We start from the raw sequence: 16189 nt of genomic DNA, 5'->3' as shown, positions 1-16189 counted from the left end.
GGCTACCGTCCACAGTTCTACTTCCGTACAACTGACGTGACCGGTACCATTGAACTGCCAGAAGGCGTGGAAATGGTGATGCCAGGTGATAACATTCAGATGAAAGTTACCCTGATTGCCCCAATCGCAATGGACCAGGGTCTGCGCTTCGCTATCCGTGAAGGTGGACGTACAGTAGGTGCTGGTGTTGTTGCTAAAGTTATCGCATAATTTTTTGATGTGATTACACTAAAAGGGCATCAACCGATGCCCTTTTTGTACGTTGTCTTAATAAGAACCTATCTCATCAATAGTTGTTTTTAATTATTGGTGAGATAGGCTCTGATGCAACGAATTGGCTATATCGCTCTCAGATATACAATGTCATACTGAATTATGGCGCCAAGTCAGATACAATCACTCAAATTTTTTGGTTCGGTCTGATTTGTTTTGCTCTTGCGAGGCAAGCTGGCTATCTATTTAAATCATAGTTACAGGTTGGTTTATGAGTACGAATAGCGATGCTCAAGAAAGCAGGCGTAGTCTTGAAGTAATGAAATGGCTATTAGTGGCAGCCTTATTAACGGTTGCTATCGTTGGAAACTACCTTTATCGGGAGTATAGCCTTCCTCTACGCGCGATGGCGGTTGTTGTTATTGTTGCTCTTGCGGGAGCGGCTGCGCTCTGGACTGCAAAGGGTAAAACCACACTGGCTTTCGCTCGTGAAGCCCGCATTGAAATGCGCAAAGTCATTTGGCCAACTCGCCAGGAAGCGCTGCACACGACTTTGATTGTTGCGGCGGTGACTGCATTGATGTCTTTGATCCTCTGGGGTCTTGACGGTATCCTGGTGCGTTTAGTTTCACTTATTACAGGCCTGAGGTTCTAAGATGTCAGATTCCCCAAAAAAACGTTGGTATGTTATACAGGCATTTTCCGGGTTTGAAGGTCGTGTTGCACAATCTTTACGTGAACATATCAAACTACATGATATGGAAGATTCTTTTGGCGAAGTGATGGTGCCAACAGAGGAAGTTGTTGAGATTCGTAGCGGCCAGCGTCGCAAAAGTGAACGCAAATTCTTCCCTGGGTATGTGCTGGTACAAATGATCATGAACGATGCAACATGGCATCTCGTTCGCAGCGTACCACGCGTCATGGGTTTTATCGGTGGTACATCTGACCGTCCGGCACCAATCAGTGATAAAGAAGTTGATGCGATTATGAATCGCCTTCAGCAGGTTGGTGATAAACCACGGCCAAAAACATTGTTCGAACCAGGCGAAATGGTTCGTGTCAGCGATGGTCCATTCGCAGACTTCAATGGTGTTGTGGAAGAAGTCGATTACGAGAAGAGCCGCCTGAAAGTTTCAGTTTCTATCTTTGGTCGTGCGACACCGGTTGAGCTGGATTTCAGCCAGGTAGAGAAGGCGTAATTTTCGAGCGTATCTTTTGCTGGCTTGCAATAGGTGAGAAATTAACATACAATTTCGCGCCTTTTGTTTTTTAGTAGTCTGGCCTGGATAAGGCGGGACTGAAATGACAGGGGAGCCTTTTAAATCAAAGGCGATATCACCCACATAGAGGAAAATTATCAATGGCTAAGAAAGTACAGGCCTATGTCAAGTTGCAAGTTGCAGCTGGTATGGCTAACCCAAGCCCTCCAGTAGGTCCTGCTCTGGGTCAGCAGGGTGTTAACATCATGGAATTCTGTAAGGCGTTCAATGCTAAAACTGACAGCATTGAAAAAGGTCTGCCAATTCCTGTTGTGATCACTGTTTATTCTGATCGTTCCTTCACTTTCGTTACTAAAACCCCACCAGCGGCTGTTTTGTTGAAGAAAGCTGCGGGCATTAAATCGGGTTCCGGCAAACCGAACAAAGACAAAGTTGGTAAAGTGACCAGCGCGCAGATTCGTGAAATTGCTGAAACTAAAGCTGCGGATATGACAGGTGCTAGCGTTGACGCAATGATGCGTTCAATTGAAGGTACTGCTCGTTCCATGGGCCTGGTAGTGGAGGGTTAATCAATGGCTAAACTGACCAAGCGCATGCGCACAATCCGTGAAAAAGTGGATTCAACTAAGCAGTATGACATTAACGAAGCCGTTGTTCTGCTGAAAGAGCTGGCTACCGCTAAATTCGTAGAAAGCGTTGACGTTGCTGTTAATCTCGGCATCGACGCTCGTAAATCTGACCAGAACGTGCGTGGTGCAACGGTACTGCCTCACGGTACTGGCCGTTCCGTTCGCGTAGCTGTATTTACCCAAGGCGCAAATGCAGAAGCTGCTAAAGCAGCAGGCGCTGAACTGGTAGGTATGGAAGATTTGGCTGAACGGGTTAAAAAAGGCGAAATGGACTTTGACGTTGTTATCGCTTCTCCAGATGCAATGCGCGTTGTTGGCCAATTGGGTCAAATCCTGGGTCCTCGTGGTTTGATGCCAAACCCTAAAGTGGGTACTGTAACTCCTAATGTTGCTGAAGCTGTTCAGAATGCTAAAGCGGGTCAGGTTCGTTACCGTAACGATAAAAACGGCATTATCCACACCACCATTGGTAAAGTTGACTTCGACACTGACAAATTGAAAGAAAACCTGGAAGCTCTGCTGGTTGCGCTGAAAAAAGCCAAACCATCTTCTGCTAAGGGTATTTATATTAAGAAAGTTAGCCTGTCCACTACCATGGGCGCAGGTGTTGCGATTGACCAGTCTGGTCTGAATGCTTCAGCTTAATTTTAGCTGAATGTGATTGTGATTATCGCTTTACCTTGGCGTCAGATTTGTCTAAAATTTGGCGCCTTATGTTTGGCTAGTAAGTTTTTTATTAGCTAAATAAAAAATTTTCGGTTGGAGCTTGGCCTAATCCAAGCCCCGTCCAAGACCGCAGGTGTAAGTAATTACTTAATATTCCTGCGTAGACGGTGACAGAGCCAAATGAAATTCATTTCTGGATTCTGCTCACCGTGTTTTAGAGCTCAGGCCCCTTTATGGTGTTATGAGCGATGTGAGTTCCGGGTTCTTCCCGGTTAATCCAGGAGCAAGAAGCTAATGGCACTAAATCTTCAAGACAAACAAGCGATTGTTGCTGAAGTCAGCGAAGTTGCCAAAGGCGCGCTGTCTGCGGTTGTTGCGGATTCCCGTGGCGTTACTGTAGATAAAATGACTGAACTGCGTAAAGCAGGTCGCGAAGCTGGCGTTTACATTCGTGTTGTTCGTAACACGTTGATCTGCCGTGCTGTTGAAGGTACTGCCTATGAGTGCCTGAAAGAAGCGTTTGTTGGTCCAACCTTGATTGCTTTCTCTAACGAACACCCGGGCGCAGCTGCTCGTCTGTTCAAAGAGTTCGCGAAAGCGAATCCAGCATTCGAGATTAAAGCAGCAGCCTTTGAAGGTGAGTTTATTCCTGCGGCCAATATTGACCGTTTGGCAACACTCCCGACTTACGAAGAAGCAATCGCACGCCTGATGTCAACCATGAAAGAAGCCGTTGCAGGCAAACTGGTTCGTACTCTGGCTGCGTTACGCGAGTCACGCGAGCAGAAAGAAGTAGCTTAATTGCCGATTTCCTTCGTTGCTTTTTAACGTATAAATTATTTCTGAATTTTAGGAACACTTGTTATGTCTATCAATAAAGAACAAATTCTGGACGCAGTTGCAACAATGTCCGTCATGGATGTTGTTGAACTGATCACTGCAATGGAAGACAAATTCGGCGTTTCTGCGGCGGCGGCGGTAGCTGTTGCTGCTAGCGGTGCTGCTGAAGCTGTTGAAGAACAAACTGAGTTTGACGTTGTTCTGTCTGCTATTGGCGGTAACAAAGTTGCTGTTATCAAAGCAGTACGTGGCGCAACTGGCTTGGGTCTGAAAGAAGCTAAAGATCTGGTTGAAAGCGCTCCAAACGCTACATTGAAAGAAGGCATCAGCAAAGATGATGCTGAAGCGCTGAAAAAATCTCTGGAAGAAGCTGGTGCTTCTGTTGAGATCAAGTAAGTTTAGTTTTGAGTTAGCAGCCTGACTTTAAAGGCTGATGGCTGGTGATTAAAAAATCACCAGCCTTTTTGCGCTGTAGGGCATTAGCAGCATTTCCACTGTTTGGCTGTTAATTAACCCCCAAATACTTTTTCCTATTGACGACTTAATATACTGCGTTCTCAGCTACGATCCACTCGGGTAGCTCGGTAGTAATGTAATGCAATGAAATGATTTAAGAGTAATAGTAATGAGTATTACGGAAAATAATTCAATTTTCTGTTCGAAAAAACAGTGTTGTAAAGAGCTGTCCTTTAGGGCGGGCAGAGTGGGTCACTGATCAGCGAGCTGAGGAACCCTATGGTTTACTCCTATACCGAGAAAAAACGTATTCGTAAGGATTTTGGTAAGCGTCCGCAAGTGTTGGACGTACCTTATCTCCTTTCTATCCAACTTGACTCGTTCCAGAAGTTTATCGAGCAAGATCCAGAAGGCCAGAATGGTTTAGAAGCGGCATTCCGTTCTGTATTCCCAATTCAGAGCTACAGTGGCAGTTCGGAGCTGCAATACGTTAGCTACCGTCTTGGTGAGCCAGTGTTTGATGTTAAAGAGTGCCAGATTCGAGGTGTAACTTATTCTGCACCTCTGCGCGTTAAGTTGCGTCTGGTTATCTATGAACGTGAAGCACCGGAAGGCACGGTCAAAGATATCAAAGAGCAAGAAGTCTACATGGGTGAAATTCCGCTCATGACTGACAACGGTACTTTTGTTATCAATGGTACTGAGCGAGTTATTGTCTCCCAGTTGCATCGTAGTCCTGGTGTATTCTTTGACAGCGATAAGGGTAAAACTCACTCATCCGGTAAAGTACTGTATAACGCACGTATTATTCCTTACCGTGGTTCTTGGTTAGATTTCGAATTCGATCCAAAAGATAATCTGTTTGTGCGCATTGACCGCCGTCGTAAATTGCCGGCAACGATTATTATGCGTGCAATGAATTACAGCACTGAAGAGATTTTGAACCTGTTCTTCAGTAAAACGATTTTCGAAATTCGTGACAACAGACTGCAAATGACTCTGGTACCAGAACGTTTGCGTGGTGAAACTGCTTCTTTCGATATTGAAGCAAACGGCAAGGTTTATGTTGAAAAAGGCCGTCGTATTACCGCACGTCATATCCGCCAGTTAGAAAAAGACGAAGTGAACCGTATTGAGGTTCCTGTTGAATACATTGCGGGTAAAGTTGTTGCAAGAGACTACATTGATGTCAATACAGGTGAAATTATCTGTGCTGCTAACATGGAGCTCTCTTTAGATCTGTTGGCACGTTTGAGCCAGTCTGGTCACAAATCTATCGAAACATTGTTCACCAACGATTTAGATCACGGCGCATATATTTCCGAGACACTTCGTGTTGATCCAACCAATGACCGTTTGAGTGCTTTGGTTGAGATTTATCGCATGATGCGTCCTGGTGAACCACCAACCCGTGAAGCGGCAGAAAATCTGTTTGAAAATCTGTTCTTCTCAGAAGATCGTTATGATCTTTCTGCGGTTGGTCGTATGAAATTCAACCGCTCATTGAGTCGGGAAGAAGTTGAAGGTTCCGGTATTCTGAGTAAAGATGACATCATCGATGTCATGAAGAAACTGATTGATATCCGCAATGGTAAAGGTGAAGTCGACGATATCGACCACTTAGGCAACCGTCGTATCCGTTCTGTTGGCGAGATGGCAGAAAACCAGTTCCGTGTTGGTCTGGTACGTGTTGAGCGTGCGGTTAAAGAGCGTCTGTCCTTGGGTGATCTGGATACACTGATGCCTCAGGACATGATCAACGCTAAGCCGATTTCAGCCGCAGTGAAAGAATTCTTTGGTTCCAGCCAACTGTCTCAGTTTATGGACCAAAACAACCCACTTTCTGAAATCACTCACAAACGCCGTATCTCTGCGTTGGGTCCAGGTGGTTTGACCCGTGAGCGTGCTGGCTTCGAAGTGCGTGACGTACACCCAACCCACTATGGCCGTGTATGTCCAATCGAAACCCCTGAAGGTCCGAACATCGGTCTGATTAACTCATTGTCTGTTTATGCGCAGACTAACGAGTATGGTTTCCTTGAAACCCCGTATCGTCTGGTTCGTGATGGTGTTGTTACTGATGAAATTCACTATCTGTCCGCGATTGAAGAAGGTAACTTCGTTATCGCACAGGCGAACACCGTATTAGATGATGAAGGTCACTTCGTTGAAGATCTGATAACTTGCCGTAATTATGGTGAATCCAGCTTATTTAACCGTGAGCAGGTTGAGTATATGGACGTTTCCACCCAGCAGGTGGTTTCCGTTGGTGCTTCCTTGATCCCATTCTTGGAACACGATGACGCAAACCGTGCATTGATGGGTGCAAACATGCAACGTCAGGCTGTACCTACTCTGCGTGCTGATAAGCCGTTGGTTGGTACGGGTATGGAACGTGCAGTAGCGGTTGACTCAGGTGTAACTTCTGTTGCTAAGCGCGGTGGTGTAGTTCAGTACGTCGATGCATCTCGTATCGTTATCAAAGTAAACGAAGATGAAATGTATCCGGGTGAAGCAGGTATTGATATTTATAACCTGACGAAATATACCCGTTCTAACCAGAACACCTGTATTAACCAAATGCCATGTGTCTCTTTGGGCGAACCCGTGGAACGCGGCGATGTACTGGCTGATGGGCCATCTACTGACTTGGGTGAACTCGCGCTAGGTCAGAACATGCGCGTAGCGTTCATGCCGTGGAATGGTTATAACTTCGAGGACTCCATCTTAGTTTCTGAGCGTGTCGTCCAGGAAGATCGCTTTACAACCATTCATATCCAGGAACTGGCTTGCGTATCTCGTGATACCAAATTAGGGCCTGAAGAGATCACGGCTGACATTCCTAACGTGGGTGAGGCTGCGCTCTCCAAACTGGATGAGTCCGGTATTGTTTATATTGGCGCAGAAGTGACCGGCGGTGACATTCTGGTTGGTAAAGTGACACCTAAAGGTGAAACTCAGCTAACGCCAGAAGAAAAATTGCTGCGAGCTATTTTCGGTGAGAAAGCGTCTGATGTTAAAGACTCTTCTCTGCGCGTACCAAATGGCGTATCCGGTACGGTTATCGACGTACAGGTATTTACCCGTGATGGCGTAGAAAAAGATAAGCGTGCTTTGGAAATCGAAGAGATGCAACTGCGTCAGGCTAAGAAAGACCTGACAGAAGAGTTGCAAATCTTTGAAGCTGGCCTGTTTGCACGTATCCGTTCTGTCTTAATTGCTGGCGGCATTGAAGCGGAAAAACTGGATAAACTGCCTCGTGAGCGTTGGTTAGAACTGGGTCTGGCTGATGAAGAGAAACAGAATCAGTTGGAACAGTTGGCTGAACAGTATGACGAACTCAAAGCTGAGTTCGAGAAAAAGCTGGATGCTAAACGCCGTAAGATCACACAGGGTGATGATTTGGCGCCGGGTGTGCTGAAAATCGTCAAAGTTTATCTGGCGGTTAAACGTCAGATTCAGCCTGGTGATAAGATGGCGGGTCGCCACGGTAACAAGGGTGTTATCTCCAAGATCAACCCGATCGAAGATATGCCTTACGATGAAAACGGCACTCCGGTAGATATCGTATTGAATCCACTGGGCGTACCATCACGTATGAACATTGGTCAGATCTTGGAAACGCATCTGGGTATGGCGGCGAAAGGTATTGGCGACAAGATCAATGCGATGCTGAAACAGCAGCAGGAAGTTGCCAAACTGCGTGAATTTATCCAGAAAGCTTATGACCTGGGTGATGAAACCCGTCAGAAAGTTGATCTGAGCACTTTCTCTGATGAAGAAGTTATGCGTTTGGCAGAAAACCTGAAAAAAGGTATGCCAATTGCGACACCTGTGTTTGATGGTGCGAAAGAGAAAGAAATTAAAGAGCTGCTGAAACTGGGTGACTTGCCAACTTCTGGTCAAATTACCCTGTTTGATGGCCGTACCGGTGAGCAATTTGAGCGTCAGGTTACTGTTGGCTACATGTATATGCTGAAGCTGAACCACCTGGTGGATGACAAAATGCACGCCCGTTCAACCGGTTCGTACAGCCTGGTTACTCAGCAACCGTTGGGTGGTAAGGCGCAGTTCGGTGGTCAACGCTTCGGTGAGATGGAAGTGTGGGCATTGGAAGCATATGGTGCCGCGTACACCTTGCAGGAAATGCTCACCGTCAAGTCCGACGATGTTAACGGCCGTACCAAGATGTATAAAAACATCGTGGATGGCAACCATCAGATGGAGCCAGGTATGCCGGAATCCTTCAACGTATTGTTGAAAGAGATCCGCTCTCTGGGTATTAACATCGAGCTGGAAGACGAATAAATCGTATTCCCGCTGGTACTGCCCTGAATGGATATGACGGGCAGTTTACCAGCCAGTGGTTGCACTGGTCATAGGGGGGAGCGGCATGGGCTGCTCTCCTGACAGGTCTAACTCCGACAGGAGCCATTTCGTGAAAGACTTATTGAAGTTTCTGAAAGCGCAAACTAAGACCGAAGAGTTTGATGCGATCAAAATTGCTCTGGCCTCGCCAGATATGATCCGTTCGTGGTCATTTGGTGAAGTGAAAAAGCCGGAAACAATTAACTACCGTACGTTCAAACCAGAGCGTGACGGCCTTTTCTGTGCCCGTATTTTCGGACCGGTAAAAGACTATGAGTGCTTGTGTGGTAAATACAAGCGCCTGAAACACCGTGGTGTAATTTGTGAGAAGTGTGGTGTAGAAGTTACCCAAACTAAAGTTCGTCGTGAACGTATGGGTCACATTGAACTGGCTTCTCCAACGGCACACATTTGGTTCCTGAAATCATTGCCATCTCGCATCGGTTTGTTGCTGGATATGCCACTGCGTGATATTGAGCGTGTACTGTACTTCGAATCCTATGTGGTTGTAGAAGGCGGTATGACCAGCTTGGAACGCAGTCAGATCCTGACAGAAGAGCAATACTTGGATGCACTGGAAGAGTTTGGTGATGAATTCGATGCGAAGATGGGAGCGGAAGCTATCCAGTCTTTGCTGAAAAATCTCGATCTGGAAAATGAGTGTGAAACGTTGCGTGAAGAGTTAAACGAAACTAACTCTGAAACTAAACGTAAAAAGCTGACCAAACGTATTAAACTGTTGGAAGCCTTTATTCAGTCTGGTAACAAACCAGAATGGATGGTTCTGACGGTTCTGCCAGTTCTGCCACCGGATTTACGTCCATTGGTTCCACTGGATGGCGGCCGTTTTGCCACTTCGGATCTGAACGATCTCTATCGTCGTGTTATTAACCGTAACAACCGTTTGAAGCGCCTGTTGGATCTGGCTGCGCCAGATATCATTGTTCGCAACGAAAAACGTATGTTGCAGGAAGCGGTTGATGCTTTGCTGGATAACGGTCGTCGTGGTCGTGCCATTACTGGTTCTAACAAGCGTCCGCTGAAATCCTTGGCTGATATGATCAAGGGTAAACAAGGTCGTTTCCGTCAGAACCTGTTGGGTAAACGAGTTGACTATTCCGGTCGTTCCGTAATTACTGTAGGTCCTTACCTGCGTCTGCATCAGTGTGGTCTGCCTAAGAAGATGGCACTGGAGCTGTTTAAGCCATTCATCTATGGCAAGCTGGAACTGCGTGGTTTGGCGACCACGATTAAAGCAGCCAAAAAGATGGTTGAGCGTGAAGAGGCGGTGGTATGGGATATCTTGGATGAAGTTATTCGTGAGCACCCGGTTCTGCTAAACCGTGCACCGACACTTCACCGTTTGGGTATTCAGGCATTCGAACCGGTTCTGATCGAAGGTAAAGCGATTCAGTTGCACCCACTGGTGTGTGCGGCATATAACGCCGACTTCGACGGTGACCAGATGGCTGTTCACGTACCGCTGACACTGGAAGCCCAGTTAGAAGCGCGTGCGCTGATGATGTCTACTAACAACATCTTGTCTCCAGCGAGTGGTGAGCCAATCATCGTTCCATCTCAGGACGTTGTTCTGGGTCTGTACTACATGACCCGTGACTGTGTTAACGCTAAAGGCGAAGGCATGGTATTGACCGGGCCTAAAGAAGCAGAACGCGTATATCGCGCAGGTCTGGCTTCTCTGCATGCCCGCGTTAAAGTCCGTATCACTGAAGAAGTGAAAGACGGTGAAGGCAATATCACGACCAACACAGGTCTGGTTGATACGACTATTGGTCGTGCAATTCTGTGGATGATCGTACCAAGAGGTCTGCCTTACTCCTTGGTTAACCAACCACTGGGTAAGAAAGCTATCTCCAAAATGCTGAACACTTGTTACCGTGTGATGGGCTTGAAGCCAACGGTTATTTTTGCTGACCAGATCATGTATACCGGCTTTGCCTACGCTGCACGTTCAGGTGCATCTGTTGGGATCGATGACATGGTCATCCCAGAGAAAAAAGCCGGGATCATTGCAGAAGCAGAAGCGGAAGTTGCTGAAATTCAGGAACAGTTCCAGTCTGGTTTGGTAACAGCCGGTGAACGGTATAACAAAGTTATCGATATCTGGGCTGCGGCAAACGAGCGTGTTGCTAAGGCAATGATGGAAAACTTGTCTACCGAAACAGTCATTAACCGTGATGGTGAGGAAGAACAACAAGTTTCCTTCAACAGCATCTTTATGATGGCTGACTCTGGCGCGCGTGGTTCTGCCGCTCAGATCCGTCAGTTGGCGGGTATGCGTGGCTTGATGGCTAAGCCAGACGGATCCATCATCGAAACCCCAATTACAGCGAACTTCCGTGAAGGTTTGAACGTACTCCAGTACTTTATTTCAACCCACGGTGCTCGTAAAGGTTTGGCGGATACCGCACTGAAAACGGCGAACTCTGGTTACCTGACTCGTCGTCTGGTTGACGTGGCGCAAGACTTGGTTGTTACAGAAGATGACTGTGGTACGCACGACGGTATTCTGATGACGCCGGTTATTGAAGGTGGTGATGTTAAAGAACCACTGCGCGAGCGTGTATTGGGTCGTGTGACGGCGGAAGATGTTCTAAAACCGGGTACTGCTGACATTCTGGTTCCACGTAACACCTTGCTGAATGAAAAATGGTGTGATCTGTTAGAAGAGAGCTCCGTTGACAGCATTAAAGTACGTTCTGTTGTAAGTTGTGAAACTGACTTCGGTGTTTGTGCTAACTGCTATGGTCGTGACCTTGCTCGCGGACACATCATCAATAAAGGTGAGGCGGTTGGTGTTATTGCGGCTCAGTCCATCGGTGAGCCGGGTACACAGTTGACGATGCGTACGTTCCACATCGGTGGTGCGGCGTCTCGTGCGGCAGCCGAATCCAGCATTCAGGTACGTAATAAAGGTAGCCTGAAACTGTTTAACGCTAAATCCGTGACGAACTCCGCAGGTAAACTGGTGATTACTTCCCGTAACACTGAACTGTGTTTGATCGACGAATTTGGTCGTACTAAAGAAAGCTATAAAGTGCCTTACGGTGCGGTACTGGGTAAAGGTGATGGCGAAACCGTTAATGGCGGTGAAACCGTTGCTAACTGGGACCCGCACACCATGCCAGTTGTCAGTGAAGTATCTGGTATCATCCGTTTCGCTGACATGATAGATGGCCAGACCATTACCCGTCAGACTGACGAATTAACAGGTCTATCTTCACTGGTTGTTCTGGATAGTGCAGAGCGTACTGGTAGTGGTAAAGATCTGCGTCCGGCGCTGAAAATTGTTGACGCCAAGGGTAACGATGTATTGATCCCAGGTACTGATATGCCTGCTCAATATTTCCTGCCAGGCAAAGCAATTGTTCAGTTAGACGATGGCGTCAGCATCTCTGCGGGTGACACCTTAGCGCGTATTCCTCAGGAATCCGGCGGTACGAAAGATATTACCGGTGGTCTGCCGCGTGTTGCTGACTTGTTCGAAGCACGTCGTCCGAAAGAGCCAGCTATCCTGGCTGAAGTCAGCGGTATTGTCTCCTTTGGTAAAGAAACCAAGGGCAAACGCCGTCTGGTTATCTCCCCATTAGATGGTGGTGATGCTTACGAAGAGATGATCCCTAAATGGCGTCAGCTCAACGTGTTCGAAGGTGAAGTGGTTGAACGTGGTGACGTGATCTCTGATGGTCCAGAGTCTCCACACGACATCTTGCGCCTGCGTGGTGTTCATGCGGTTACCCGTTACATCACCAACGAAGTTCAGGAAGTTTACCGCCTGCAAGGGGTTAAGATTAACGATAAACACATTGAGGTTATCGTTCGTCAGATGCTGCGTAAAGCAACCATTGAAAGTACAGGTAGTTCCGAGTTCTTGGAAGGCGAACAGGTTGAATATGCCCGCGTTAAAGTGGCGAACCGTAAGCTGGAGCAAGAAGGTAAAGTGCCTGCAACTTATGGCCGTGACCTGTTGGGTATCACCAAAGCGTCTCTGGCGACTGAATCCTTCATCTCTGCGGCATCGTTCCAGGAAACGACCCGCGTGCTGACTGAGGCTGCGGTTGCAGGTAAACGTGATGAACTGCGTGGCTTGAAAGAAAACGTCATCGTCGGTCGTCTGATCCCTGCCGGTACCGGTTATGCTTACCATCAGGATCGCATACGTCGTCGCCAATTGAATGAGCCTGCTGAGGCACCACAAGTGAGTGTCGATGAGGCTACTGCGAACTTGGCAGAACTGTTGAATGCCGGTTTTGGTGGCGATAAGAAGTAATTCTTAGAACACGCTAGCTAACTAAATGCCCTCCTTTTTGGAGGGCATTTCAACTTGTTGATAACGTGCCAATTTTTACTTGGTGCTCTGTTTTAATCAAGTTTCGTTCACAAAATGGAACTTGCCGCCACGTTAAAAATCCTCTCCTCAAATTTTTCTTTCCGAAAAGAGTTCACTTGAAGACCTCGTTCCTCACAATCATCTGGCACGTAAAAAAATCGATGCGGATATTGATCTTAAATATATCCGTGAGGGCTACCGGAGTGTTTGTGGTTAAACAGAAAATCCGTAGTGGGTACCGTCGGGTAACTCGATATCGAGACGCAGCTTGCTACCTGTTGCCTCAACGTAACGTTTGAGGGAAGACAGTTTCAAGTCGCGGCCAAGCTTCTCCATGTCGGAAACCGTGGGTTGCTTGATACCAAGAGCCAGAGCTATTTCACCTTGGGTCTTTTGTACCCGCTCACGAAGTTCTGCCAGATGGATGTTTAGCAACATTTCTGTTGCCGTAGCTTGTGCATTGGCAACAACTTCGGGCTTTTCATTTGCTAATATTTGATCAAGAGTTCTTGCCATAGTATTTACTCCTTTTTTAACTTTTCCAGATGTGCCGTGAACTCACGGTCAGCAATCGGAATCATCGTTTCATAAAACCGTTTCTCGTTTCCGGTTTTGTTACCGGCGCAAAGTAAAATTCCTCTCCGCTTGGGGTCGAACGCAAAGAATGCTCGGAGCGGGGCGCCTTTGCTTTGGACACGTAATTCTTTCATGTTGCTGTGGCATGAACTGTTCACAGTATCTGCGTATGGCCTGGGCAACATAGGGCCTCTTTCCCGAAGTGCTATTATTGAAGCTAGCATATTGGCCCTGTCGGTGTCATCCAAAGTATCGAACCATGCATCAAAGGTGTCCGTCGTTTCGATAGCCCACATAACTACTGCTTACTCAATATAGGTTAAATGCTATATAGATGAAAATCTATAGTCAAGAAATCTAGTCAGAAGTGATATTTCATTAAAACGCAATTTTCCTCTTGATGAAAATTATCCTTTGGGTTAATTTTTTGCATTAGGAGGAAATCAGAGTGTTTATAGTTAAATACCATGATGAGGCCGAACAAGAAATTAAGTCTTTGCCAGCAAAAGTAGGGGTAAAACTTGTAAGGTTGATTGGAAAGCTGGAAAAAGATCCTCGCTCACTACGTGAACCGGACACAAAACATTTGGGAAATGGTCTTTACGAAATTCGAACAATGGGGGGAGATATAGCACGCGGATTATGGGTATATCAGACAGGAAAACAAATATATATGCTGCGAGTTTATATAAAGAAAACACAAAAAATCAACCCAAGTGAGATAGCTTTAGCATTTCGCAGATTGGAGGAAATGAAACTGAAGAAATATAAGACACATTCAGAGATTCTGGCAGAAATGATGAAAGACTCTGAATTTAAAGCCGCCTACGAAGCTGAAGAACGTAAAGAAAGATTGCAAGAAACCCTTGCAGAGTGGCGTAAGTTTGCTGGACTTACTCGCTCGCAAGTCGCGGAAAGAATGGGGGTTACGCCGCCAACGGTGACGAAAATGGAAAATAATGTAACAAAAGCTAGTATAGAAACATTAGTGCGCTATGCGCAAGCCTGTGGTATCCAGAACCCACAAATTACGTTGTAATTCTCTGTGCTATGGGGTTAGGGCATTGCTAACCCTTCCTTTCATATTTTGACTCTATTAATGAAATTCTTGTAAAAGCAAGAGGTAAAATAATTGTGTGAATTAATTCCCCTCCCATCTTGGAAAACTGAGTATGATCACACTTGATGAATTGCTTGAAAAACGCAGCCCTGAAAGCCGCCGTAGGATTGCTAAAAAAGTTGATGAAGTGAAACGGGAGATAGGGCTTTATCAGATCCGCGAGGCTCTCGATGTTTCACAAACTGAGCTGGCAATTGCGCTTGGGGTCAAGCAACCGATTATTGCTAAAATAGAACAGCCTGGTAATAACCCTAAACTTTCAACATTGAAACGCTACGTTGCAGCGTTAGGTGGAGAGTTAATCCTTGATGTTCAACTTCCTGATGGTAAACATATCGTAGTCCGTATTTGATATGGCGTTGCCTCAGTAAAAGTGGCGGATCTCGTCATTTCTGCCCACAGAGGTTCGTGTCAGATTTGTTAAGTATGAGCGACAGTCGGTGGAATGGGAAGTCTCGTCCAGTCGATCGGGGAATAGTCACAGGATCACAGGATAGTTGATCGTACAGTGATTCAAGCAGCGCTCATGCTCATCGAAATATACACTGATGATTAAGTATTCCATGAATTTGGTACCGGCAAAATCACCTTAGCTATGTAAGGGATATTATTCGATATGCAGAAATAGCTCATCGTATTTAATTCAAGGGTCTGGTCAATATAATTATTTCATTTAAAGTCCCATCACATAGAATTTATGAAAGATTATTCTCTTTAAAGTACCTATTTTTATCCGTATTCTTGCATGATTGATGAAGACTTCAATTTAATTTTTCAGGATAAATAATCGCAGTTTTTTCTCCTGTTGGATCTTTAAATTATGATACAGGTCATAAAATACAATATTTCATGATTCATATACTTGGAAATGAATATAAACTAAAAATGAGAAGCCATTGTCGCCAATATAAAATAACGGGGCAAAATAATGGAGAATGGAGTAAACCTGAACTATGAAGATATAACGGAAGAGAATTATATCCTAATAAATAATTTTTATAAGCGTGATATAGGGAGCTTAGGTTATTTTATTTGGAAAAATATGAAAGAAATGGAATATAATCTTTCTAGTGAGATAAAAGCATTTTTTTATAAAATAAACGATATATGCTTGTCAATTCTTATAACAAGAAAATGTGAATTCACTCTTAAACACAGACGAGTATCCATTAATATGCTTAGCGATTTTGGAATAGATGAAAGTGTAAAATCACCAACTTTGATAATAGAAAGTGCCAAACAAACACATAGTAATGATGTAGATGCGACGGTTTGTTACTCAGATGAAAGAAAAATCAAATGTTATTCAAAGATTTTCGAAAAATACATCTGTAGCAGAGTGAACGTTTTTGATTTTACAGAAATAGTAGTAGAAGGATGTACTAAAATCGATGTAGACCTGAGAGATTTTAATGAAATAGATAATATTAATAAAAGGTAGATTCACATAATAAGTGCAACATCGTTAATCTGGAAGTAAATAACAATTGGATTGCTTATGCAAAGCAGTGTCCTCGCTACAGCGATATTAAGTTGTTAACTGTTGGGAAAGAATTATCGGTATTAGGTTTTGATGATACTACGGTGGAAGTAATAGGTTTATCAAACACAGCTCCCGGTACAATTATATCTGTGATTGGTAGATTCACATAATAAGTGCAACATCGTTAATCTGGAAGTAAACATGTTCGTATTCCCTTAAATAATTCATTCGGTGTTTTCCCACCCCGTGTTTTTCGGGGGCGAT

The 16189-nt window shown here is 45.3% G+C and carries 13 protein-coding genes and 2 pseudogenes; 13 read left to right on the top strand and 2 right to left on the bottom strand.

Annotation, left to right across the window (positions count from 1 at the left end):
• From tuf to rpoC, 9 genes and pseudogenes are all read left to right on the top strand, one after another.
• Positions 1-210, top strand: a pseudogene (tuf, locus tag ACGF5R_RS22245) (elongation factor Tu); the annotation flags it as partial.
• A gap of 274 nt (positions 211-484) precedes the next feature.
• The gene (gene secE, locus ACGF5R_RS22240) at positions 485-868 is read left to right on the top strand and encodes a preprotein translocase subunit SecE (RefSeq protein ID WP_112879334.1); all 384 of its coding nucleotides are present in this window, start codon (positions 485-487) and stop codon (positions 866-868) included.
• Between the two features lies 1 nt (position 869).
• A complete protein-coding gene (nusG, locus tag ACGF5R_RS22235; RefSeq protein ID WP_011144820.1) occupies positions 870-1415 on the top strand; it encodes a transcription termination/antitermination protein NusG in 546 nt (181 codons plus the stop codon).
• Between the two features lie 161 nt (positions 1416-1576).
• Entirely contained in the window at positions 1577-2005 is a 429-nt protein-coding gene (gene rplK / locus ACGF5R_RS22230; RefSeq protein WP_011144821.1) for a 50S ribosomal protein L11, read from the top strand.
• Between the two features lie 3 nt (positions 2006-2008).
• Positions 2009-2710, top strand: a complete 702-nt coding sequence (rplA, locus tag ACGF5R_RS22225) for a 50S ribosomal protein L1 (protein WP_112879333.1) — start codon at positions 2009-2011, stop codon at positions 2708-2710.
• 315 nt (positions 2711-3025) lie between these two features.
• Complete coding sequence (gene rplJ / locus ACGF5R_RS22220; protein WP_112879332.1) at positions 3026-3532, top strand: 50S ribosomal protein L10; 507 nt, start codon at positions 3026-3028, stop codon at positions 3530-3532.
• A gap of 63 nt (positions 3533-3595) precedes the next feature.
• The gene (gene rplL, locus ACGF5R_RS22215) at positions 3596-3967 is read left to right on the top strand and encodes a 50S ribosomal protein L7/L12 (RefSeq protein ID WP_112879331.1); all 372 of its coding nucleotides are present in this window, start codon (positions 3596-3598) and stop codon (positions 3965-3967) included.
• Positions 3968-4306: 339 nt separating this feature from the next.
• Positions 4307-8335: a DNA-directed RNA polymerase subunit beta gene (gene rpoB, locus ACGF5R_RS22210; protein ID WP_387692770.1), complete on the top strand. Its 4029-nt coding sequence runs from the start codon at positions 4307-4309 to the stop codon at positions 8333-8335.
• Between the two features lie 130 nt (positions 8336-8465).
• The gene (gene rpoC / locus ACGF5R_RS22205) at positions 8466-12686 is read left to right on the top strand and encodes a DNA-directed RNA polymerase subunit beta' (protein ID WP_112879329.1); all 4221 of its coding nucleotides are present in this window, start codon (positions 8466-8468) and stop codon (positions 12684-12686) included.
• 273 nt (positions 12687-12959) lie between these two features.
• Here the strand turns inward: rpoC and ACGF5R_RS22200 are convergent, their stop codons facing one another.
• Positions 12960-13262, bottom strand: coding sequence for a helix-turn-helix domain-containing protein (locus ACGF5R_RS22200; RefSeq protein WP_112879328.1), 303 nt, complete (start codon positions 13260-13262; stop codon positions 12960-12962).
• Between the two features lie 5 nt (positions 13263-13267).
• Positions 13268-13618, bottom strand: coding sequence for a type II toxin-antitoxin system RelE/ParE family toxin (locus tag ACGF5R_RS22195; RefSeq protein ID WP_387692768.1), 351 nt, complete (start codon positions 13616-13618; stop codon positions 13268-13270).
• A gap of 152 nt (positions 13619-13770) precedes the next feature.
• Here ACGF5R_RS22195 and ACGF5R_RS22190 point away from each other — a divergent pair.
• From ACGF5R_RS22190 to ACGF5R_RS22175, 4 genes and pseudogenes are all read left to right on the top strand, one after another.
• Positions 13771-14079: pseudogene (locus ACGF5R_RS22190) on the top strand (type II toxin-antitoxin system RelE/ParE family toxin); the annotation flags it as partial.
• Positions 14074-14361 (top strand): helix-turn-helix domain-containing protein, encoded by a 288-nt coding sequence (locus ACGF5R_RS22185; RefSeq protein WP_387692772.1) that lies wholly within the window; start codon positions 14074-14076, stop codon positions 14359-14361. The pseudogene ACGF5R_RS22190 and the gene ACGF5R_RS22185, both read left to right, overlap by 6 nt.
• 133 nt (positions 14362-14494) lie before the next feature.
• Entirely contained in the window at positions 14495-14794 is a 300-nt protein-coding gene (locus ACGF5R_RS22180) for a helix-turn-helix domain-containing protein (protein WP_112879325.1), read from the top strand.
• A gap of 576 nt (positions 14795-15370) precedes the next feature.
• The gene (locus ACGF5R_RS22175) at positions 15371-15883 is read left to right on the top strand and encodes a hypothetical protein (RefSeq protein WP_387692766.1); all 513 of its coding nucleotides are present in this window, start codon (positions 15371-15373) and stop codon (positions 15881-15883) included.
• Positions 15884-16189 lie beyond the last annotated feature (306 nt).

Source organism: Photorhabdus sp. RM71S (assembly GCF_042879355.1).
Taxonomy (GTDB): domain Bacteria; phylum Pseudomonadota; class Gammaproteobacteria; order Enterobacterales; family Enterobacteriaceae; genus Photorhabdus; species Photorhabdus kayaii.
The sequence above is the reverse complement of the archived record's forward strand: the minus strand, read 5'-3'. Positions and strand labels throughout refer to the sequence as shown.